The organism is Arthrobacter sp. W4I7 (assembly GCF_030816215.1).
Lineage (GTDB): Bacteria > Actinomycetota > Actinomycetes > Actinomycetales > Micrococcaceae > Arthrobacter > Arthrobacter siccitolerans_A.
Window position 1 is genome coordinate 2,864,902 of the sequence record NZ_JAUSXU010000001.1, and the last position, 20,472, is coordinate 2,885,373.

Sequence of the window (20,472 nt, forward strand, 5' to 3'; positions counted from 1 at the left end):
GTCCACCTTACAGCAAAATTATTCACTAGTACCGATATTTATGCATCGTGGGTTGATAGCGCGGGCTTAGCTTGAAGAGTCTTTAGGATGGTTCCGGCAGCCGGGGCTGGAAAGGCCGGGCCCGGGGAAGGAGAGCCATGACGCATGCCATCGTCGCACGCCAGGCAGGCGGCCCGGAAGTCCTTGAGTATGCGGACGTGGACCAGCCGGTTCCGAGTCCGGGCCAGTTGCTGGTCAAGGTGGCCGCAGCGGGAGTGAACTTCATTGACACCTATAAGCGCAGCGGCACTTACAAGGTCCCGTATCCCTTCACCCCCGGATCAGAAGCCGCCGGCACGGTGGAGGCGGTGGGCGACGGAGTTACCGGTTTCACCATCGGCGACAGGATCGCCACGGCCGAGGGCATCAACTGTTACGCGGATTACGCGTTGGTGGACGAGGACGCCGCGCTGCCCGTACCCGCCGGGATCGATGATTTCACCGCCGCCGCACTCTCCCTGCAGGGCATCACGGCGCACTTCCTGATGAACTCAACCTTCAAGGTGGAGCCAGGGCATACCGTGCTGCTGCACGCGGGAGCCGGCGGTGTAGGACTGCTCCTGACCCAGATGCTAAAAGCCAGGGGCGCGGAAGTCATCACCACCGTTTCCAGTGACGAAAAGGAAGAGTTGGCGCTGGACGCCGGCGCAGACCACGTGCTGCGGTACGAGGGCTTCGCCGAACGGGTCAGGGACATTACCGGCGGCACCGGCGCCGACGTGGTCTACGACGGCGTGGGAAAGGACACCTTTGACGGCTCACTTGCCGCACTGCGCGTCCGTGGAATGCTGGTGCTCTTCGGCGCGGCATCAGGACCGGTCCCGCCCGTGGATCCCCAACGCCTGAACTCCGGCGGATCCTTGTTCCTGACCAGACCCACCATTGCGCACCACCTGAGGGATGCGGCGGAACGCCGCTGGCGTTCGGACGAGGTTTTCGCCGCCGCTGCAGATGGCAGCCTCAAGGTCCGGATCGGCGCCCGCTACCCCCTGTCGCAGGCCGCCCAGGCGCACCGCGACCTGGAAGGCCGCCGCACCACCGGCAAGGTTGTCCTGGTTCCGTAAGGCACCGTAGCTGGACAAACGGGAAAGGTCCCCACAGCCAGGATCAATTCATCCTGGCTGTGGAGACCTTCCGTTTGTACCGTGTCTACTTCCCGGCTACCGCTGGACTGCCCCAAACCGCTCGGCGGCCAGGGCAACGGCGCTTTCGCGGGCTGCCGATGCTTCGTCCGCGGTCAGGGTTCGGTCGTCGGCGCGGAACCGGAGGCCGAAGGCCAGGGATTTTTTGCCCTCCTCGATCCCCTTGCCGGCGTAGACGTCGAAGAGCGCAACATCTTCCAGCAGCTCACCGGCACCTTCGCGGAGTGCGGCCAGTACGTCGTCGGCCGGCACCCCGGCGGGAACTACCAGCGCCACGTCCTGGGTGGCCACCGGGAACGTGGAGATGTGGCGTGCCACAATGACGTCCGGCGCAGCGTCAAACAGTGCGTCGGCGTTGAGCTCCAGGGCCACCGAGCGGGCCGGCATGTCCGACGCTGCGAGCAGTTTGGGGTGCAGCTCACCGGCGTAGCCCACCACTTCGCCGGTGCGGAGGGACAACCGGGCAGTACGGCCGGGGTGGAATGCCTGGTGGCTGCCCTGGCTGACCACCAGCTCCACGCCCAAGACGTCGCCGGCGAGCCGGGCAATGTCCAAAGCGTCAGCCCAGTCCCACACACGCGGGGCGTGCTCGGCGGCGGCCGGTGAATCATGTCCCGTGAGGACCACGGCGAGGTGGAAAGGCTGGGCGGGGACGCCGTCGTACAGTGCATCCAGCACCTCATCAGCAGGCTTAACCCCAAGCGGCGGGATGGACGCGGTACCCATCTTTTCGGCGGGCAGGAACACCAGGCCCGACTCGAAGAGGGCCAGGTCGCGGAAGCCGCGGGAATGGTTCCGCTTGGCCACCTCGATGAGCCCCGGCAGGATGGAGGTGCGCAGGAATCCCTGCTCCTCGCTGATCGGGTTGGCCAGCTTGACGGCGCTCCGGCCTGTGCCTTCTTCAACAGTGCCGAAGGTGTCATTCGCCGCCTTGGAGACGAACGGGTAGGCCAGGACCTCGGTGAGGCCCGCATCAGCCAGGGCCTGGATCAGGCGGCGGCGCTGCTGCTGCACACGCGTGAGGCCGCGGCCTGGAGGGGCCACAGGCAGCGTCGCGGGAATCTTGTCGTAGCCCACCAGGCGCGCGACCTCCTCGGAGAGGTCCTCCTTGGTCTCCAGGTCGTGGCGCCAGCTGGGGGCAGTGACGCTCCAGCCGGCGTCGTTCTTCACCACGGCCGCGCCCAGGTCCTCGAGGGACGTGACGATCTGCTCTTCGGTGAAATCGATGCCGATCCGGGCAGCGGCGAAGCCTGCCGGAAGGTGAATCGTCACGGAGTCCGGGGCGGTTCCGACGTCGGTTCCCGCCTCGTCTGCCGTGCCGCCGGCGAGTTCCACGAGGAGGTCCACCACGCGCTGGGCGGCGATGCCGGCCACCTGCCAGTCGACGCCGCGCTCGAAGCGCTTGGACGCCTCCGACGGCAGCTTGTGGCGGCGGCGGGACCGGCCGATGGACACCTCGTCGAAGTGCGCGGATTCCACCAGGATGTTGGACGTTGTGTCCCCCACCTCGGTGGCTGCCCCGCCCATGACGCCGGCGATGCCGATGGCGCCGGAATCATCGGTGATCAGCAGGTCCTCGGGGTCGAGGCTGCGCTCCTTGTCATCCAGGGTGGTGATCTTTTCGCCGGCCCCGGAGCGGCGCACCACGATCTCCCCGGACAGCTTGTCCAGGTCGTAGCAGTGCGTGGGCTGGCCAAGTTCCAGCATCACGTAGTTGGAGATATCCACCGGCAGGGAGATGGAACGGATACCGGCCAGGCGGAGCCTGGAGGTCATCCATGGCGGGGTGGGCCTGGTGGCGTCCACCCCACGGACCGTCCTGGCCACGAACCGGTCGCAGCCCGGCTTGCCGTAGATGGGGGCGTCATCGTTGAGCTTGACGCCGTAGCCGCCGGAGAGTTCCGCGGGGGCGCTGACGCGCGACGCCGGATCGGTGAACGTGGTGCCGGTGGCGTGCGCGTACTCGCGTGCGACGCCACGGAGGGAGAAGGCGTAGCCGCGGTCCGGGGTGACGTTGATTTCGGCGGCTTCGTCGTACAGGCCCAGCAGCTCCATGGCATCGGTGCCGATTTCGGGGTCCAGGCCGATGCGGGAGAGCACCAGGATGCCGTCGTGGTCGTCGCCGATGCCCAGTTCGCGGACGGAGGCGATCATGCCCGCCGAGAGGTGGCCGTAGGTCTTGCGGGCAGAGATGTGGAAGTCTCCCGGCAGCACGGCGCCCGGCAGGGTGACCACCACCTTGTCGCCTTCCACGAAGTTGTGGGCGCCGCAGATAATGCCCTGCACGCCGGACGGGTCGATGCCCTCGCCGGTGAGCGTCTGCTCCTGCCCTTCGGGGACAACGCGGACCTGGCACCAGTTGATGGTTTTGCCGTTGGTCTGCGGTTCCTTGACCAGGCTCAGGACCTGGCCCACCACGACGGGACCCTTCAGGGTGTCCGTGGGACGGTGCACGTCCTCTTCTTCAAAGCCGACCTTCACCAGTTCGGCCATTACGTCTTCGGCCGTTGCTCTGGCCGGTACCTCCGCGAATTCACGCAGCCAGGAAATAGGGATACGCACTGTTAGATCTCCATCCCGAAGTGCTCGCTGAAACGTACATCGCCTTCGATCATGTCGCGCATGTCGCCGACCTCGTTGCGGAACATCAGGGTCCGCTCGATGCCCATGCCGAAGGCAAAACCTGAATAGACGTCCGGGTCGATGCCCGCGGCGCGGAGAACGTTGGGGTTGACCATGCCGCAGCCGCCCCACTCGATCCAGCGCGGTCCGCCCTTGGCGCCCGGGTGGAAGATATCGAGCTCGGCGGACGGCTCGGTGAACGGGAAGTAGTTGGGACGCAGCCGGATCTGGGCTTCGTCGCCGAACATCTGCCGCGCGAAGTGCTCAAGGGTGCCGCGGAGGTCCGCCATACTGAGCTTTTTGTCGATGGCCAGGCCTTCGAACTGGTGGAACACGGGAGTGTGCGTGGCATCGAGCTCGTCGGTGCGGAACACCTTGCCAGGGCACAACACGTAGATGGGAAGCTCGCGTTCCAGCATGGAACGGACCTGCACCGGGGACGTGTGGGTGCGCATCAGCAGGTGGGCCTCGGGCGGCTCCACGAAGAAGGTGTCCTGCATTTCGCGGGCCGGGTGGTCCGGCTTGAAGTTCAGGGCATCGAAGTTGAACCATTCGGATTCCACTTCGGGACCCTCGGCGATTTCCCAGCCCATGCCAACGAAAATGTCCGCCACGCGGTCCTGCAGGGTGGACAGCGGGTGCCGGGCTCCGGCGCGACGACGGCGGGGCGCGGCGGTGACGTCAACGGTCTCTTCCAGCAGGATCCGGGCGTCGTTTTCGGCTTCCAGCTCTGCCGTGCGGTCCGCGAGCGCCTTGTTTACCCGCCCGCGGGAGGCGCCCATGAGCTTTCCAGCGACGGCCTTTTGGTCCTTGGCCAGCTTGCCGATTTCACGGTTGGCGAGGCTCAGCGGCGACTTTTCACCAGTGTGCGCGAGCCTCACCGCCTTCAGCTCATCAAGGGTGGCCGCGCCGGCGATGGCGGCGATGGCCTGGTCTACAGCGGCAGTAATGGCGGCTTCATCCGTAGGGTTCGGGATGGCGGCGCCCGGCAAAGTTTCAGTCATCTACTGTTCTTAGCTACGAGTCGTGGCTGCCGGTGAACAGGCAGCCTGCGCGGTTTCCCGGCGGCTCGTCCGTCACTGGCAGGTCATGGATGAATGAGCCTAATTCATGTGCAAATATCGGTTCATTCAATGACCAGGTCAGGGCATACCGGAAAATCCGGCGGCCACTGCCCTCCAGTCTAATTGAACGTCCGGCTAGCATGGCCTCATGACACCACGGGAGCCATGGGCGCTTCGGGGGCCCCTGACAGTTCCGCAGTTGCTGCGGCTGGCGGCGAACGCTGCGAACGGCAGCACCCTCCTGGGCCTCGCCGTCGCAGGACTTGCGCGGACGGAGCTCCGCCGGGGTCCCCGGGGGCTCATCATCGCCGGCGGCTACCGGTGGCGGGTGCCGTTTGCGCACGCCTACACCCTGGGCAATGTGATGCTGTGCCGCAGCACAGCCGAAGACCTGCTGTCACGGCCCGCGCTCCTGGGACACGAGGAAAGGCACTGCAGCCAGTACGCCTGGTGCCTGGGACTGCCCTTCATTCCGCTGTACCTGGCAGCCGCCGGGTGGTCGGTGCTGCGCACCGGCAATCCGGGGACCGGCAACATCTTCGAACGGCACGCGGGGCTCGCGGCCGGCGGGTACCCGCTGGGCAACAGCCCGCCCCGTCCCCGGCGCCGCCACCTGCCCGGGATGGCCGGCCCTTCCGGAATGGAGGCGTGACCCATGCCAACGGAAGCTGAGGGATTCACTGACCCGAGCAGGCCCGGTGAAGGGGGCAGCGTCGTGGGGCAGGACGGCCCTCAGTTTTACGGCGGGGCCATCGGGACTGTCAGCGTCACCGGAACCGGGGCGGCGGAAGCTGCCCCTGACCTGATGGTGGTGTCCATCGGGGTGGAATGCCGCGCCGAATCGGTCGAGGCGGCATGGTCCCGGGCCGGGAGCAGTTCAGACACCGTGGCGTCAACGTTCCGCCGGCATGGCGTCGCCGGCGGGGACATCCGAACCACCGGACTGAACGTCCGGGCAGACCTCGTCTGGCGGGAGGGCGAAGGCCAGAGTGTCACCGGATACGTCGCGGCCAGTACCCTCACCGTAAGGCTGCGGGCCCCGGGTTCTGCCTCGGCAGTGATATCCGACGCTGTGCAGGCCGGCGGAAATGACGTCCGGCTTAATGGCCTTGAACTGACCTTTGCGGACGACGCGGAGGTGCGGGCACGTGCGCGGGAAGCCGCCTGGCTGGACGCACTTCGCTCGGCCCAGCAGTTTGCCCGCCTCGCCTCCGGCCGCCTGGGCCGGGTCCTGTCCATCACGGACACCGTGGCGCCCCAACCTCCGGTCCCGCTCCCCCGGATGCAGCGCGCCGCCTCAGTGGAAGCCCTCTCCGTGGAAGCCGGGGAAACCTCAGCGAGCGTGGCCATCAGGGTGGTTTGGGAGCTTGAAGCTTGAGTTTGCGTCTCATTGGTGCGGTCGGAGGCCCGCTCGGAGCACTGCCAGCTGCTTGACTTAAGTTCGAACGTATATTCGAATGGAACCCATGAGATGGGACGCCCAAGCACTGATGCAGCCGCTGGCAAATACAGCCGCCGGTGATGCCGCTCCTGCACTCCTTCCCCTGGCGGGGCTGGTCCGGTCGGTCACCACACCGGAATTTGCGGGCATCACCTTTCATGAGGTCACCGCCAAATCGGTGCTCAACAAAGTTCCCGCAAGCTCGCGCATGCCGTTTGAATGGACCATCAACCCTTACCGCGGGTGCAGCCACGCCTGTGTCTACTGCTTCGCCAGGAAAACCCACACGTATCTCGATTTCGACGCCGGGCGGGACTTTGACAGCCAGGTGGTGGTGAAGGTCAACGCGGCGGAGGTCCTCCGGAAAGAGCTGGCCAAGCCATCCTGGGGCCGGCACCAGGTAGCCCTCGGCACCAACACGGATCCGTACCAGCGCGCCGAAGGGCGCTACCGACTGATGCCCGGGATCATCAACGCCCTGGCCGAGTCCGGCACTCCCCTGTCCATCCTCACCAAAGGAACCTTGCTGGCCAGGGACATTCCGCTGTTGAAAAGTGCTGCTACCCAAGTGCCGGTAGGCATCGGCATCTCGCTCGCCATGACTGACGAAGCATTATCGGAAGCCATCGAGCCCGGCACTCCGGGACCCCGGGCACGGCTCAAGCTGGTCTCACGGCTTCGCGACGCCGGCCTCCCCTGCGGAGTCATGGCCATGCCCATCCTGCCCTGGCTCACGGACAGCGACGAAGCACTCGACTCCCTTTTTGCGTCCCTTGCTTCTGCTGGGGCCACCGGCGTGACTGCCGGCGCACTGTACCTGAAGCCTGGCGGCACCAGGGAGTGGTTCATGAAGTGGGTGGCAGCCAATCATCCTGAGCTCGCGGGCCGTTATCGCCGGCTCTATGCCGGCTCCTACGCCTCCAAGGAATACCGGGCATGGCTGGCCGGCAGAGTCCGCTACTTCAAAGCCCGGTACGGTTTCTCTGATTCGTCGGGCTTCAGCCACCGCGATCTGGACGATCCCCGCGGCGAGGAAGCGGAGTACCCCGCAGGCATTATTCCGGCCACCATACCCGCAGGGGCCGCCGCCAGTGCAACGCCGGCAACGCAAGCGACCCTCTTCTAGGCAGGGCAGGGCAGGTCAGGTCAGGCCTGGGAAGGGCAGGTCCCGGCGGTACAGGATCAGGGGGCACGGTCCCAGGAGTGCAGTTTCCAGAAGTGGGATTTTACGGGCGCCCGCACGCCGCCGCCACGCTGAGCGCGGCCAACAATTCCCGAACGATCGGGAAGTCGGCGGGAATCCAAGGCAGGCCAAGCACCTCGTCCCGATCAGCCAATGACACCCACCGCAGTTCGTCATGGTCCTCGAGGGGCTCCGGCTCACCCTCCAGGATCTCTGCGAACCAGACGCGCATACTGGCCCGGTCATTCAGAGGCCAGCCATGGGGGGAATCCGCCGGAAGCTCAGCGCCGAGGCGCACCTCGATTCCCAGCTCTTCGCCCAGCTCACGGCACAACGCCGCCTCCGGTCCCTCGCCCGGCTCCACTTTGCCGCCCGGGAACTCCCAGAGGCCGGCCAGCTTCTCGGGGGCACTGCGGCGCGCCACGAGCAGCATGGAAGGTTGCGCAAGGCTGTCCACTACGGCTCCGCCCACCACCTGTATCAGTCCAGTCACCGCCCCATTCTATGAGGGACAATGGGAAGGCCCGGGCGCTCACTTCCGTTTCCGGGAATACCTGCGCCGAACCGGGGGTTGTCCCGGTGGTCCAGGCCTCATCCAGCCCCACTGCCGTGGCTGCAGCCCACCTTGTATCTCCAGCATTCGAAAAGCAGGCACATGAGCAGCGTCGTACAGTCCGCCACGGCAACCCGCACCACCGGCCCCAACCTCGCCATGGCCATCATTGCCCTCGCCATGGGCGGGGTGGGAATCGGGGTCACCGAGTTCACCATGATGGGCCTGCTCAAGGAAGTTGAACAGGGCCTGAACATCAGCACCCCCGAAGCCGGGCACCTCATCTCCGCCTACGCGCTGGGAGTGGTGGTGGGCGCACCGCTGCTGGCCGCCGTCGGTGCCAAACTTCCCCGGAAGAACCTGGCCCTGGGCCTGATGCTGTTCTTCACCGTGGCCAACCTGGCTTCCTTCCTGGCCCCCGATTACGGAACCATGCTGGTTTCACGTTTCGCGGCCGGGCTCCCGCACGGCGCATTCTTTGGCGTTGCCGCCGTCATCGCCGCCTCGCTGGTGCCGCCCACCCGGCGCGGGTGGGCGATCTCCATGGTGATGGCGGGGCTGAGTATCTCCAATGTCATTGGTGTTCCGGCAGCAACCTGGGTGGGCCAGACCTACGGCTGGCGGCTGCTCTTTATCCTGGTGGGCCTGCTTGGAATGCTGACCCTGGTGCTGATCTGGCGGTTTGTTCCCTTCCACGAGGCCCATCCGGATGCCAGCATCCGCCGCGAACTTGGGGCGCTCAAGCGGCTCCAGGTCTGGCTTGCCATCCTGATCGGCATCGTGGGGTTTGGCGGTTTCTTTGCCACCTACACCTACATCTCCCACACCATGACCCACGTTGCCGGACTCCCCTCCTCGCTGATTCCACTGGTGGTGGCCCTCTACGGGCTGGGCATGGTGGCCGGCAACATGGTGGGCGGCAGGCTCGCGGACAAATCCGTAATGGGCACGCTCTACAGCGTGCTGCCGGCCATTGCCGTGGCCCTGGTGGTGTACGCCATCGCCGCGCACTGGCCCTGGTCGGCCCTGGTGATGGTGTTTGTGGTGGGCGCTTCCGGATCCATGCTCATACCGGCGCTGCAGACCCGCCTCCTGGACGCCTCCCCCGACGCACCGTCCCTGGCGTCATCCCTGAACCACGCCGCCCTGAATGTGGCCAACGCACTGGGAGCATTCCTGGGCGGGCTCGTGATCGCCTGGGGCTGGGGCTATGTTGCCCCCGCCCTGGTGGGCGCCGGCCTGGCCATCCTGGGCCTGGGCGTTGCCGTCACCAGCGGCCTGCTGGAGCGCAAAAAGCCGCTGGCCGCCTGATGTGAGGCAGCCAGCGGCTGCCTGGCGTTGATGGTCTGGCCGGGCGCGGTCAGGGTCCCGGTGCTGCGGCAGCAGGTTGGTGGCCGGCACCTGCTGCATCGGAACGGTGCAGGTCCGGCTCCAGGTAGATCACCCTGGCAATAGGCACCGCTGAACGGATGCGTGACTCGGCGCTATCGATTTCCCTGGCGATCTCTTCGCCGGTGGCGTTGCGGTTGATGGCGATCTTGGCGGCCACCAGCAGTTCCTCCGGCCCGAGGTGCAGCGTCTTGAGGTGGATGATCCGGCTACCGTCCGCCTCGATGGCTTGCGCAATACGCTCCACGTCATCCTTGGAAGCTGATTCACCCAGGAGCAGGGACTTCGTCTCCAGGGCAAGGATCACGGCAATTGCCACCAGCAGGAGGCCGATCATGCCTGTGCCCGCAGCGTCCCAGAGTCCGTTACCAGTAGCAAGCGTCATGCTGACGCCCACGAGGGCGAACGCCAGGCCCAGCAGCGCCCCCAAATCCTCGAGCAGGATGACGGGCAGTTCCGGCTGCTTCGCGCTGCGCACAAACTTGGCCCAGGACTGCTGTCCGCGGAGGTGGTTCGATTCCTTGATGGCAGTCCGGAACGAGAAGGATTCGGCGGCGATCGCCCCCACCAGAACTGCCAGGGGAACCCACCAGAAGTCGCCCTCGATGGCGTGCGGATGCTGGAACTTCTCCCACGCCTCATACAGGGCAAAGAGGCCGCCGACGCTGAACAGCACGATGGACACAATGAAGGCGTAGATATACCGCTCGCGGCCATAGCCGAAGGGATGCTCCGGGCTGGCAGCCCGCTGGGACTTCTTGCCGCCAACCAGCAAAAGCATCTGGTTGCCGGAGTCCGCCACCGAGTGGATGGCTTCGGCGAGCATCGACGACGAACTCGTCAGGAAGTACGCAACAAACTTCAGGAGGGCGATGGTCAGGTTGGCGGCAAGAGCCGCAATAATCGCCTTTGTACCGCCACTTGCAGCCAATGGGGTTCACCTCATTTATGGTTTGGGAACACACGGAATCTGCGGATCCTGCCTCGGCTCCGCCCATAGTTACCGTACCCTCCCCGTTTGCAGACACGCACCAGCGACAGGCCATAAGCCTGCTGACAACCACGGGGCCCTATGTTAGCTTGAACCTCATCGGGACGGTTTATCCCGGTCACTATAAGGAGGAGACATGGGTTTTCTTGCTTGGATTATTCTCGGCCTCATCGTGGGGGCCATTGTTAAAGCCGTGATGCCCGGCAGGGTGGGCGGCGGTTGGGTCACCAGCCTTGTTCTGGGCGTGGTTGGCGCAATAGTAGGCGGCTGGATCGGCAGCCTGCTCTTCAACAAGGGCGATATGGCCTTCTTCGATCTCGGCACGTGGATTCTCGCCATCGTAGGCGGCCTGGTGGTCGCCGGCATCTACGGTGCCATCACCGGACGCGGCAAGGCAACACGCGCGCCCTGAGTTCCCGGTAAATTTCCGTTTCACACAAGCGAGGGCTCCGGTTGATCCGGGCCCTCGCTGCCGTTGGTACCCGGATTCAGCTATCCCGGCAGGGCTGCCGGCAGGTGCTGGGAGCGCGCGCTGGCATAAAGGCAGACGGTGGCAGCGGTGCCGAGGTTGAGGCTTTCCGCCGCCCCGTATACCGGCACCGCCACCCGGTGGTCGGCCAGGTCAAGCTCGGACTGGGACAGCCCCTGCGCCTCGTTGCCGAAGAGCCAGGCGGTGGGTTTTTCCAGGTGATACTCCGACGGGGTATTGTCCCCCGTCAGGCGGCGGCGGGCGTTCTCGTCCTGCAGCGCGTCCAGGTTGAGGGAACCGTACCCGTCTGCGGCGAGGATGCCGATCCCCCGGGCCCGGCAGGCAGCGACCAGCTCAGTGACGTCCGCGCCCAGCACAACGGGAAGGTGGAACAGGGAGCCCGCCGTCGAACGGACCGCCTTGGGGTTATAGATATCCACGCTCGAGCCGGTAAGGATGACGGCGTCCGCTCCCGCCGAGTCCGCGGCGCGCAGGACCGTTCCGGCATTCCCCGGGTCCCTGACCTGGCAGAGTACAGCGATGAGGCGCGGGCCGGCGTCGAGCACTTCCTCAAGTGCCACATCGACGAACCGGCAGACAGCAATGATGCCCTGCGGGTTGACAGTGTCCGCCATAGCGGCCAGGACCTCGTCGGTGGCCAGCCGCGCATTGGTGCCTTCGGAAAGTTCTTCGAATTCCGGGAATTTGTCCAGGCAGGCTTCACTGGCGAACACCTCGGTGACCACCCCAGGGGCTCCCCCGGCGAGGCGCTGTTGATGGAGCTTCAAGGCTTCGCGTACCGCCTGCGGGCCTTCAGCCAGGAACTGTCCGCGCTTTAAACGGGCCGGGCGCCCGGCAAGTTTTGCCACATCCCTGACCCGATCAGCTCGGGGGTTGGAGAGTGGAAAATCCTGCGGGCGCCCGGTTTCGTTCATATAGGAAACTTTAGTGGCTAGGGCCACCTGTTCCTGAACTGCCCCTCCTGGGAGGGAAGGCATCAGCTGCTAGGCCGTGGCAACCTTCTTGGCGGAGGTGTCGGCGGGCAGCGAGTCCTTGGCAACCTGGACCAGTGCGGCGAAAGCGTTGGCGTCGGAGACAGCCAGCTCGGCCAGCATGCGGCGGTCAACCTCAACCTCGGCGGCCTTCAGGCCCTGGATGAGACGGTTGTAGGTGAGGCCGTTGGCGCGGGATGCAGCGTTGATGCGCTGGATCCAGAGGCGGCGGAAGTCGCCCTTCTTCTTCTTGCGGTCGCCGTAGCTGTACACAAACGAGTGCAGCAGCTGCTCTTTGGCCTTGCGGTACAGGCGTGAACGCTGTCCACGGTAGCCCTTTGCGCGTTCAAGGATAACCCGGCGCTTCTTGTGGGCGTTGACCGCCCTCTTCACACGTGCCACGTGCGTACTCCTTCGAAATTCTGATCCCAAGCATCTACTGCCGGATTTCCGGCGGCCTGAGAAGGCTTTTTGGCAGGTGACTTACACCAGGTGGTGCCAGTCAAAGAACTTGGAAATTAGATGCCGAGCATCTTCCGGATGACCTTGGCGTCGCCCTTGAAGACGATCTTGTCGCCGGCAAGGCGGCGGGTCAGCCTGGAGGACTTGTGCTCGAGGTAGTGGCGGCGGTTGGCCTGCTGGCGGCGCAGCTTGCCGCTGCCGGTCAGCTTGAAGCGCTTCTTAGCACCACTGTGGGTTTTCATCTTCGGCATGGGAACCGATCTCCTTACGTATCCGCAGGCGGGGCCTGCAGTTCTATCGCGCAGCTGCCCCTGGGGGCGGCGTGCTGGTTGCGGACTGCCGGAGGGCGACCTCCGGCAGTTGTGAACTAAGTGGTCTTCTTACCAGCCGGCTTCGGCACTGCCTTGGGGGCAGGGCGGGCAGCGGGCTTGGGTGCAGCAGGCCTGGCCACCGGCTTCGGCGGAGCAGGGACTGCTGCGGGCTTCGGCGCCGCAGCTGCCGGCTTGGCAGCTTCGGGCTTTGCCGCGGCCGGTGCAGCAGCCTTGGGTGCGGCAGCCTTCGGTGCTTCCTGCTTCGGAGCCGCAGCCTTGGGGGCTTCCTGCCTCGGAGCCGCAACCTTCGGTGCTTCCTGCTTAGGAGCTTCCTGCTTCGGGGCTTCCTGCTTAGGAGCTTCGGCTGCCTTGGCCGGAACTTCTTCAGCAGCAGGTTCGACGGCGGGTGCCGCCTCCTGCACGGGAGCCTCAGGCGCTGCTTCCGGTTCCGTTGAAACCGTGAATCCCTCAGGAAGCAGGTCCGCGAGGGACTGCGTCAGGGGTGCCTGGTCGTCGCCGGACACGTCGATGCGGCCAGATGCCTTGGCTTCGTTCTGTGCCTTCGCTTCTGCCCGCTGCGTGGCGCGGCGTGCTTCGGCCTTGGCCTCAGCCTTGTTCTTCAGCGGCCCAACCACCATGACCATGTTGCGGCCGTCGATGCGGGGACTGGATTCAACCACGCCGACTTCGGCGACGTCCTCGGCGAAGCGCTGGAGCAGGCGGATGCCCATTTCCGGACGCTGCTGTTCACGGCCACGGAACTGGATCATGGCCTTGACCTTGTCCCCGGCGCCGAGGAAGCGCAGTGCGTGCCCGCGCTTGGTCTCGTAGTCGTGGGTGTCAATCTTCAGGCGGAAGCGGATTTCCTTCAGAACAGTGTTCGTCTGGTTCTTCCGTGCTTCACGTGCCTTGACCGCGGCCTCGTACTTGTACTTGCCGAAGTCCATCAGCTTGCACACCGGAGGCTTCGCCTGAGGTGCAACTTCAACGAGATCAAGATCGGACTCGGCGGCCAGACGCAGGGCATCCTCAATACGGACGATTCCTACCTGTTCACCTGCAGGGCCGACCAGCCGCACCTCGGGGACGCGGATACGCTCATTGATTCTTGGCTCGCTAATGTTAAAGCTCCTGTGTTGTTGTGGGATCCGGAAAATAGGGAAGGCCCCCAATTGCCGGAGCAATCGAAGGCCTCAAAGACTGGGTGGGTGCGTCCAAAAAGGAACAGCACGTTTGGTGCCGGCGTATGCCGGTTCCGCTGCCAACCAGGTACCCGGCAACCTTGCGTTCCATAAAACTTCCGGAACAGCGGCTGACGCGGGTGGGAGAGAACTCCGCTTGCAAACTGCATGCCATTCTACAGAAAAAGTTCCCCACAACGCATGCGTTGCTGGGAACCTTGATCGTTTCTGGGAACAATCTCTGAAATAACGACATCCAGTCGGTCTGTGTCAAGCTTACCAGTATGAGCACCCCAGACAGTAATTCACACGTTTTCGAGCCCGCCGGCGCCGCCGGCGACGTCTCCCAGCAAATCCGCGACATTTCCGAAGTGCCGGCCATTGAGGTCATCACTACCGCAGCCGTCCACTTGATGAGTGCCGCTGCCGTCAAACTTGGCCTGGCAGCGGAAGAGAACGCCGAGGAGCTCAAGGACCTGGACGAGGCCCGGAAACTGATCACCGCGCTGGCCGGCCTGGTGACCGCTGCGGCTCCTGAAATCGGCTCCCAGCACGCAGGACCCTTGCGCGACGGCCTGCGGTCGCTGCAGCTCGCTTTCCGCGAAGAGTCGCTCATCCCGGATGCCCCCGGCAAGGGCCCGGGCGAAAAGTACACGGGCGCCGTCAACTAAGGACTGCCGCACAACGCCACGGGCACCTCACATGATTACGACGGCGGCGGGCCGGCCCACACGGGCCGCCCGCCGCCGTCGTCGGTTCCGGCAGTGCCAGCCCCGTCGGGACCAACGGTTGCTCCGTAACTGCCGTCTTGGCGAACTTTAGAGGCCGTTACGGAGCAACCGATGAAGGGCGGGGGTCAGGCGGCCCACCTGCGGCGCCGCCGGCGCTGGAGCACCAACCCCACCAGGCACAGCGCAACTCCCGCCGCACCCACCGCGACGAAACCTCCGGACGGCCCCACCTGGTCGATGAAGACGCCCGCCAGCGGAGCGCCAAACGCCACGCCGGCCGTGAGCGCCGAGCCGTACCAGCCCATTGCCTCGCCCCGGCGCTCCTCGGACACCAGGTCCGCCACCTTCTCCGATGCCGAGGACAGCACCGGAGCGCAGAGCAGGCCCGGGAGCAGCGAGACCACGGCGAGGGTCCAGGTGTCGTGGGCGAAGCCCATGGGGATGGTCAGGGCGGCCATGCCCAGGAGCAGGAGAATGGGCGAGATGGGCCGGTGCATGGCACCGTAGATGAGTCCGCCCACTACCGAGGCAGCGCACCAGAACAGAAAGACGATGCCGATTTCGGCCTGGTGTCCGCCCCTTTCGAGCGCGGCGACGATTCCCACGTCGGTGCCACTGAGAACCATTCCTGCCCCGGCGGCAACCGCGAAGAGTGCTGCCACAGAGGCGGTGAACCACGTAAAGCTGACCGCCACTCTCTCCCTCAAACCGGCGCTGCGGGCAGTGTGTGCACCCGCGGGGGCCAGGTCCGCGGCCGCTTCCTGAACGTGGGCGGGGGCGGTGGCGACGACGGCAGCCTCGGCCGCGCGCTGCTGGTCCGCCTCGCAGTCGTCAACGGTTGTGACGCTGCGGGTGGGTGGGTTGAACCACATCAGGAACAGCCCGGCCAGGGACGTGGAAACGCCCACAATCGTCAGGCCGGCAACGCTGAAGCCGCTGGTGGCAACGATGGCCCCGGCGGCCGGACCAATCATAAACACCACTTCCGTGGTGATCGCGTCGAGGGCGAAGGCGGTGCGGCGCTGATCGCCGTCGGCCAGCACGCCCAAGGACTGCCGCACCACGCTGAAGATGGGCAATGTGAGGAGTCCGCCCACAAAGACCAGCGGCAGGAGCCACTGGTAGGAAACATGCGGTACAACGGACCAGATGACCGTCTCGGACACCACAGAAGGAATCAAGGCCTTGCGCAGGCCCACCGTATCCACCCGGCGGCCCCGCCAGGGTGCGCCAACGGCGATGCCGATGGTCATCATCGCGGCGGCCGCGCCGGCAGCGGCGTATCCCTGGCCGAGGGTAAGGACGATGTGCAGGGTCAGCAGCACGCCGGCTGCCGAGTGCGGGATCCGGGCGATCATGCCCACCAGGAGCAGCCGCCTGATGGGCCGCACGGCGAGCAACTCCCGGTAGAGAGCGAAATTCACTAAAGAATCCTTCGGTCTGCCGCAGCCGGCCGGGGATCCCCCTCCTCGCCGCAGCTAGTGGACAGCGCGCCGCAGTTTTACCTCGATGGAATCGACCCGCTCACCAAACAATACATTCCGGGACCACTCAGCCTGGAGTCCGGCCACCAACTCCTGGACGGCGGCGGCGTCCAGGCCGTCCTCAAGGTAGAGGACCACCTGCAGCTCGGGACCGGCGCCCCCGCCGCCGAGGGTGGCGCCAGCAGCCGTGCGGGTTGCCACTCCCCTGCCCGGCAGGAGCTCCAGGCTCCGCACCGCCGGGAAGCCCGCTGCAGCCTGCCGCATCTGGAGGGCGAGGGCGTCATCGGTGTACGACGGAATCCACTCGTGCTGCTGGGCCAGTGCCCACATGGCGGGCCGCCGGACCACAAACGTCACTGCCGAGCCCGGGTCAAGGACCAGCAGTTCGGCTCCCTCGGATACGGCGGAAAGGGCTGCGCGGGCGGCGTAGACCGCTACCGGCCGCGCCTCTGGATGCCAGGAGCTGAGGGCCTCCGCGGAGGTGAACGCCGGCATGGCGGTCCTGCCGTCAGCGGCTTTGAGGGTCACCAGGGCCATGTCCGCCTGCTTGTCGGCGTGCAGGCCGTCCCGGCCTTCAGCTTCTTCGGCGAGCTGGGCAACGATCGGGATAAAGACACGGGCAGTGGCGAGGGCGGCAACCACGGCTGCTTCGTCCCCGTGCCCTGCCTGCAGGGCCGCGACGGCGGTGACGTAGCGGGCGTCGGCCAGTCCGTCGTCGTTGTCGAAATTGTGGATCTTGGCGTGCTCCCCCGCCAGGCTGCGGCCCGCCCAGGGCTGGCCGGCGGAGTCCGTGGCACCACCCGCGCCGGCCAGTGCTGCTGCGATGTGGCCGGGGAGGTGGCGTTGGGGGGTGCCGGATCCGGGTTCGGTGCTGGCCATGGTGCTGCCTTGGTTGGCTGGCCGCCTAGCGGCGGCCGGCGACGTCGAGGGCCTCGGGCAGCGTAAAGGCACCGGCGTACAGGGCCTTGCCCACGATGGCACCTTCAACTCCCAGCGGCACCAGGGAGCGGAGCACCTTGAGGTCATCGAGGCTCGAAATGCCACCCGAGGCCACCACGGGCTTGCCGGTTTTGTCGACCATTTGGCGGAGCAGTTCCACGTTGGGCCCCTGCAGGGTCCCGTCCTTGGTCACGTCGGTGACCACGTAGCGCGAGCACCCGGCCTCCTCGAGCCTGCCCAGGACGTCCCAGAGGTCCCCGCCTTCCTTGGTCCAGCCGCGGCCTGCCAGGGTGGTTCCGCGGACATCAAGGCCGACGGCGATTTTGTCACCGAAGCGTTCAATGGCCCGGCGGGTCCATTCCGGGTTTTCCAGCGCTGCCGTCCCCAGGTTCACCCGGGCCACGCCCAAGTCCAGCGCTGCTTCGAGGGTTTCGTCGCCGCGAAGGCCGCCGGAGAGTTCAACCTTGATGTCCAGCCGGCCCACTACCTCCCGCAGCAGCTCGGCATTCGAACCGCGGCCGAAGGCGGCGTCCAGGTCAACCAGGTGGACCCATTCCGCACCCTGCTGCTGCCAGTTCAGGGCCGCTTCCAGCGGGGTTCCGTAGCTTGTTTCACTGCCTGCCTCGCCCTGGACCAGCCGGACGGCCTGGCCGTTGACGACGTCGACGGCGGGCAGCAGTTCAAGAACCGGCAGGTCGGTAGCGGTGTTCATCAATATCCTCGAAAGTTGGGGGGAACGGATATGGGTAGGGTGCGGCTAGTTGGCCGGCAGCGTCAGCAGGTAGGCGGCCAGCAGTGCCATGCCCGCCAGGAGGTAGAAGGAAACCTGGGTCCAGAGCGGTTTGCGCTGCTGACGGAAGGAAATAGCGCCGCCGATGAGCAGGCCGGCGAGGCCCATCAGGAGGACAGACCACATTTAGGCGCCGCCGCCGGCCGGGGCGGGCCGGCGGAGGGCTTCCACCCAGTTGCGCAGGAGCTGCGCACCGGCGTCGCCGGACTTTTCCGGGTGGAACTGGGTTGCGCAGAGCGGGCCGTTTTCCACGGCAGCGATGAATGGAGCGCCGTGCTCGGACCAGGTGACCAGGGGCGCGGCCATCCGTGGCTGGATGACGTCGAAGTTCCATTCCTGCACACCATAGGAGTGCACGAAGTAGAACCGTTCGTTTTCGACGCCGGCAAAAAGCTTTGAGCCTTCCGGTACCTTGACGGTGTTCCAGCCCATGTGCGGAACAACCTCCGCGGGCAGGAGCTCCACCTTGCCGGGCCATTCGCCGATGCCTTCAGCCTCGGTACCGTGCTCCACGCCTGCTTCGAACAGCACCTGAAGGCCTACGCAGATGGCCAGGACGGGGCGGCCGCCGGCGACGCGCCGGCCGATGAGGCGGATGCCGTCCACTGCTTTGAGTTCGCGCATAACTGTTTCAAAAGCGCCGACGCCGGGAACCACCAGGCCGTCGGCGTTCAGGACATCCTCGGGCTTGGAGCTGAGGATCACCTCGGCGCCTGCGCGCTCCAGCGCACGGACTGCCGAGCGGACGTTCCCGGAGCCGTAGTCGAGGACCGTGACAGTGGGTTTCCCCTCGGGGGACGGCAGCTTCTGTGAAGCAGAAGGATCGATGATGGCGCCGTCCCGGAGGACCTGCCCGCTCACAGCGCACCCTTGGTGGAGGGAATGCCCTCGACGCGGGGATCGGACTCAACCGCTGCGCGCAGGGCACGGGCGAACGCCTTGAACTGGGCTTCGACGATGTGGTGCGGATCCCTTCCCGCGATGACGTTCATGTGCAGGCAGATCCCCGCGTGCAGGGTGATCGCTTCAAAGACGTGGCGGGTCAGCGAGCCGGTGAAGTGGCCGCCGATCAGGTGGTACTCCTGGCCTGCAGGTTCCCCGCCGTGCACCAGGTACGGGCGGCCGGAGACGTCGACCACGGCGTGCGCCAGTGCCTCGTCCAGTGGCACGGTGGCTTCACCGAAGCGGCGGATTCCGGCCTTGTTCCCCAGGGCCGTGCGCAGCACCTCGCCGAACGTGATGGCAACATCCTCCACCGTGTGGTGGACGTCGATGTGGGTGTCTCCGGTCGCCTTCACCGTCAGGTCAATGAGTGAGTGCTTGCAGAGCGCGGTGAGCATGTGGTCGTAGAAGGGCACCGACGTGTCGATGTCCGAGATGCCGGTACCGTCGAGGTTGATCTCCACGAGCACGGAGGACTCGCTGGTGGTACGCTCCATGCGCGCGGTCCTGGCCGCATTGGATCCGGTGGAACTCATGGTCAAGTGTCCTTTGGGAAGAAGGAGTGGTTCAGGGCGTCCAGCGCCGGTACTTCCAGTCTAGGCCGGAAGCCTGGCCTGGCCGGCAAGGATGCTTTCCAGGGACGTGAGGAAGGCTGTGGTTTCCGTCTCAGTGCCTGCGGTGACGCGAAGGTGGCCAGGAATTCCGACGTCGCGGATCAGCACGCCCGCGTCGAGCAGTTCCTGCCAGACCTGGTGCGGGTTCTCCAGCCCGCCGAAGAATACGTAGTTGGAGTCCGAGGCGGCGGGCTTCAGGCCCATCCTGGTCAGCTCCGCAACAATCCGGTCGCGCTGTTTCTTGATGTCTTCAACGTCCGCCATCAGCGCCTCGCGGTGCTGAAGGGCAGCCAGGGCGGTGGCCTGGGTGATGGCGGACAGGTGGTACGGGAGCCGTACCAGCCGCAGCGCATCGGTGACCTCTGGCGCTGCGGCCATGTAGCCGAGGCGCGCCCCGGCCAGGGCAAATGCCTTGCTCATGGTGCGCGAGACAATCAGCCGTTCCCGGCCCGGCAGGAGGGAAAGGGCGCTGGGCGTGCCGTCATGGGCGAACTCGTGGTACGCCTCATCCACGATGACGATCGTCTGGCTGGCTTCGCCGGCCTCGTATACGGCCTCCACCACGTCAAGTCCAAGGCCGGTACCCGTGGGGTTGTTCGGGGAGCAGAGGAAAACGATATTGGGCTGGAGTTCCTTGACCTGCAGGGCGGCAGATTCAGCACTGAGGCCGTAACCGTCAGCCCGTTCGCCAACAATGTATTCGGTGTCCGTGCCGCTGGCCAGCAGCGGGTACATGGAGTACGTGGGGGGAAAGCCCAACGCGGTGCGGCCGGGGCCGCCGAAAGCCTGGAGGATCTGCTGGAGTACCTCGTTGGAGCCGTTGGCCGCCCACACATTCGATGCATCGAGCCCGTGCCCCAGGTACTCCGCGAGGGCCGTGCGCAGCTCGGTAAATTCGCGGTCAGGATACCGGTTGAGCCCTGCGGCGGCCTCCGTCACTGCCGCACTGATGGCGGCGCGGACGTCCGCGGGCACACCATGGGTGTTTTCGTTGACGTTGAGGAGGATGGGGACATCCAGCTGGGGCGCGCCGTACGGGGTAAGCCCACGAAGGTTGTTGCGGAGGGGAAGCCGGTTCAGGCGCTCTAGCTGGTCATTCACCTGAACAGTTTAGTGCCCGTGCGGGAGACCGG

Annotated in this window: 22 protein-coding genes; 7 read left to right on the forward strand and 15 right to left on the reverse strand. The window is 65.8% G+C overall.

Annotation, left to right across the window (positions count from 1 at the left end; genetic code table 11):
• Positions 1-137: 137 nt before the first annotated feature.
• Positions 138-1,103 (forward strand): quinone oxidoreductase, encoded by a 966-nt coding sequence (locus QF047_RS13065; protein ID WP_307277675.1) that lies wholly within the window; start codon positions 138-140, stop codon positions 1,101-1,103.
• A gap of 96 nt (positions 1,104-1,199) precedes the next feature.
• Here QF047_RS13065 and pheT read toward each other — a convergent pair whose 3' ends face one another.
• Positions 1,200-3,743 (reverse strand): phenylalanine--tRNA ligase subunit beta, encoded by a 2,544-nt coding sequence (gene pheT, locus QF047_RS13070; protein ID WP_307277678.1) that lies wholly within the window; start codon positions 3,741-3,743, stop codon positions 1,200-1,202.
• Between the two features lie 2 nt (positions 3,744-3,745).
• Entirely contained in the window at positions 3,746-4,807 is a 1,062-nt protein-coding gene (gene pheS / locus QF047_RS13075) for a phenylalanine--tRNA ligase subunit alpha (protein WP_307277680.1), read from the reverse strand.
• A 208-nt stretch (positions 4,808-5,015) separates the two neighbouring features.
• On the opposite strand from pheS, the gene QF047_RS13080 reads away from it, so the two are divergent.
• From QF047_RS13080 to QF047_RS13090, 3 genes are all read left to right on the forward strand, one after another.
• Positions 5,016-5,519, forward strand: coding sequence for a hypothetical protein (locus QF047_RS13080; RefSeq protein WP_307277683.1), 504 nt, complete (start codon positions 5,016-5,018; stop codon positions 5,517-5,519).
• Between the two features lie 3 nt (positions 5,520-5,522).
• Positions 5,523-6,245: an SIMPL domain-containing protein gene (locus QF047_RS13085; protein ID WP_307277686.1), complete on the forward strand. Its 723-nt coding sequence runs from the start codon at positions 5,523-5,525 to the stop codon at positions 6,243-6,245.
• Positions 6,246-6,333: 88 nt separating this feature from the next.
• On the forward strand, positions 6,334-7,434 hold the full coding sequence (locus QF047_RS13090) for an Rv2578c family radical SAM protein (RefSeq protein ID WP_307277689.1): 1,101 nt from the start codon (positions 6,334-6,336) through the stop codon (positions 7,432-7,434).
• A 100-nt stretch (positions 7,435-7,534) separates the two neighbouring features.
• On the opposite strand, the gene QF047_RS13095 is transcribed toward QF047_RS13090, so the two are convergent.
• Complete coding sequence (locus QF047_RS13095; RefSeq protein ID WP_307277692.1) at positions 7,535-7,984, reverse strand: (deoxy)nucleoside triphosphate pyrophosphohydrolase; 450 nt, start codon at positions 7,982-7,984, stop codon at positions 7,535-7,537.
• 162 nt (positions 7,985-8,146) lie between these two features.
• Between QF047_RS13095 and QF047_RS13100 the strand changes: the two genes are divergently transcribed.
• Positions 8,147-9,355 carry an MFS transporter gene (locus QF047_RS13100; protein ID WP_307277695.1) on the forward strand — a complete coding sequence of 403 codons (1,209 nt, stop codon included), beginning with the start codon at positions 8,147-8,149 and terminating at the stop codon, positions 9,353-9,355.
• A 49-nt stretch (positions 9,356-9,404) separates the two neighbouring features.
• On the opposite strand, the gene QF047_RS13105 is transcribed toward QF047_RS13100, so the two are convergent.
• Positions 9,405-10,364 carry a cation diffusion facilitator family transporter gene (locus QF047_RS13105; RefSeq protein ID WP_306638995.1) on the reverse strand — a complete coding sequence of 320 codons (960 nt, stop codon included), beginning with the start codon at positions 10,362-10,364 and terminating at the stop codon, positions 9,405-9,407.
• Between the two features lie 196 nt (positions 10,365-10,560).
• Between QF047_RS13105 and QF047_RS13110 the strand changes: the two genes are divergently transcribed.
• Positions 10,561-10,836: a GlsB/YeaQ/YmgE family stress response membrane protein gene (locus tag QF047_RS13110; RefSeq protein ID WP_142035319.1), complete on the forward strand. Its 276-nt coding sequence runs from the start codon at positions 10,561-10,563 to the stop codon at positions 10,834-10,836.
• Positions 10,837-10,916: 80 nt separating this feature from the next.
• On the opposite strand, the gene QF047_RS13115 is transcribed toward QF047_RS13110, so the two are convergent.
• The 4 genes from QF047_RS13115 to infC all read right to left on the reverse strand — a co-directional run bounded on the left by QF047_RS13115 (position 10,917) and on the right by infC (position 13,737).
• Entirely contained in the window at positions 10,917-11,828 is a 912-nt protein-coding gene (locus QF047_RS13115; protein WP_307277702.1) for an RNA methyltransferase, read from the reverse strand.
• A gap of 69 nt (positions 11,829-11,897) precedes the next feature.
• Complete coding sequence (gene rplT, locus QF047_RS13120) at positions 11,898-12,287, reverse strand: 50S ribosomal protein L20 (RefSeq protein ID WP_142035313.1); 390 nt, start codon at positions 12,285-12,287, stop codon at positions 11,898-11,900.
• A 116-nt stretch (positions 12,288-12,403) separates the two neighbouring features.
• Entirely contained in the window at positions 12,404-12,598 is a 195-nt protein-coding gene (rpmI, locus tag QF047_RS13125; RefSeq protein WP_009358635.1) for a 50S ribosomal protein L35, read from the reverse strand.
• A gap of 116 nt (positions 12,599-12,714) precedes the next feature.
• On the reverse strand, positions 12,715-13,737 hold the full coding sequence (infC, locus tag QF047_RS13130; RefSeq protein WP_373427766.1) for a translation initiation factor IF-3: 1,023 nt from the start codon (positions 13,735-13,737) through the stop codon (positions 12,715-12,717).
• Positions 13,738-14,123: 386 nt separating this feature from the next.
• On the opposite strand from infC, the gene QF047_RS13135 reads away from it, so the two are divergent.
• On the forward strand, positions 14,124-14,510 hold the full coding sequence (locus QF047_RS13135) for a DUF1844 domain-containing protein (RefSeq protein WP_306638984.1): 387 nt from the start codon (positions 14,124-14,126) through the stop codon (positions 14,508-14,510).
• A gap of 185 nt (positions 14,511-14,695) precedes the next feature.
• Here QF047_RS13135 and QF047_RS13140 read toward each other — a convergent pair whose 3' ends face one another.
• Genes QF047_RS13140 through QF047_RS13170 form a run of 7 tightly spaced genes read right to left on the reverse strand, consistent with a single transcriptional unit; the run spans position 14,696 to position 20,440 of the window.
• Positions 14,696-15,994 (reverse strand): MFS transporter, encoded by a 1,299-nt coding sequence (locus QF047_RS13140; protein WP_307277711.1) that lies wholly within the window; start codon positions 15,992-15,994, stop codon positions 14,696-14,698.
• 54 nt (positions 15,995-16,048) lie between these two features.
• Positions 16,049-16,933, reverse strand: a complete 885-nt coding sequence (locus QF047_RS13145) for an SseB family protein (protein WP_307277714.1) — start codon at positions 16,931-16,933, stop codon at positions 16,049-16,051.
• Positions 16,934-16,958: 25 nt separating this feature from the next.
• Positions 16,959-17,705 carry a bifunctional 1-(5-phosphoribosyl)-5-((5-phosphoribosylamino)methylideneamino)imidazole-4-carboxamide isomerase/phosphoribosylanthranilate isomerase PriA gene (gene priA, locus QF047_RS13150; protein ID WP_307277716.1) on the reverse strand — a complete coding sequence of 249 codons (747 nt, stop codon included), beginning with the start codon at positions 17,703-17,705 and terminating at the stop codon, positions 16,959-16,961.
• Positions 17,706-17,750: 45 nt separating this feature from the next.
• Positions 17,751-17,909, reverse strand: coding sequence for a hypothetical protein (locus tag QF047_RS13155; protein WP_307277717.1), 159 nt, complete (start codon positions 17,907-17,909; stop codon positions 17,751-17,753).
• The gene (hisH, locus tag QF047_RS13160) at positions 17,910-18,644 is read right to left on the reverse strand and encodes an imidazole glycerol phosphate synthase subunit HisH (protein WP_307277720.1); all 735 of its coding nucleotides are present in this window, start codon (positions 18,642-18,644) and stop codon (positions 17,910-17,912) included. It abuts the gene before it with no gap.
• Positions 18,641-19,261, reverse strand: coding sequence for an imidazoleglycerol-phosphate dehydratase HisB (hisB, locus tag QF047_RS13165; protein ID WP_307277723.1), 621 nt, complete (start codon positions 19,259-19,261; stop codon positions 18,641-18,643). The genes hisH and hisB overlap by 4 nt, the downstream gene beginning before the upstream one ends.
• A 60-nt stretch (positions 19,262-19,321) precedes the next feature.
• The gene (locus QF047_RS13170; protein WP_307277725.1) at positions 19,322-20,440 is read right to left on the reverse strand and encodes a histidinol-phosphate transaminase; all 1,119 of its coding nucleotides are present in this window, start codon (positions 20,438-20,440) and stop codon (positions 19,322-19,324) included.
• Positions 20,441-20,472 lie beyond the last annotated feature (32 nt).

Coding starts and splice junctions, on each gene's coding strand:
- QF047_RS13065 (WP_307277675.1), top strand. CDS start 138: ATGACGCATGCCATCGTCGCACGCCAGGCAGGCGGCCCGGAAGTCCTT.
- pheS (WP_307277680.1), bottom strand. CDS start 4,807: ATGACTGAAACTTTGCCGGGCGCCGCCATCCCGAACCCTACGGATGAA.
- QF047_RS13080 (WP_307277683.1), top strand. CDS start 5,016: ATGACACCACGGGAGCCATGGGCGCTTCGGGGGCCCCTGACAGTTCCG.
- QF047_RS13085 (WP_307277686.1), top strand. CDS start 5,523: ATGCCAACGGAAGCTGAGGGATTCACTGACCCGAGCAGGCCCGGTGAA.
- QF047_RS13090 (WP_307277689.1), top strand. CDS start 6,334: ATGAGATGGGACGCCCAAGCACTGATGCAGCCGCTGGCAAATACAGCC.
- QF047_RS13100 (WP_307277695.1), top strand. CDS start 8,147: ATGAGCAGCGTCGTACAGTCCGCCACGGCAACCCGCACCACCGGCCCC.
- QF047_RS13110 (WP_142035319.1), top strand. CDS start 10,561: ATGGGTTTTCTTGCTTGGATTATTCTCGGCCTCATCGTGGGGGCCATT.
- QF047_RS13115 (WP_307277702.1), bottom strand. CDS start 11,828: ATGAACGAAACCGGGCGCCCGCAGGATTTTCCACTCTCCAACCCCCGA.
- rpmI (WP_009358635.1), bottom strand. CDS start 12,598: ATGCCGAAGATGAAAACCCACAGTGGTGCTAAGAAGCGCTTCAAGCTG.
- QF047_RS13135 (WP_306638984.1), top strand. CDS start 14,124: ATGAGCACCCCAGACAGTAATTCACACGTTTTCGAGCCCGCCGGCGCC.
- QF047_RS13145 (WP_307277714.1), bottom strand. CDS start 16,933: ATGGCCAGCACCGAACCCGGATCCGGCACCCCCCAACGCCACCTCCCC.
- priA (WP_307277716.1), bottom strand. CDS start 17,705: ATGAACACCGCTACCGACCTGCCGGTTCTTGAACTGCTGCCCGCCGTC.
- QF047_RS13155 (WP_307277717.1), bottom strand. CDS start 17,909: ATGTGGTCTGTCCTCCTGATGGGCCTCGCCGGCCTGCTCATCGGCGGC.
- hisB (WP_307277723.1), bottom strand. CDS start 19,261: ATGAGTTCCACCGGATCCAATGCGGCCAGGACCGCGCGCATGGAGCGT.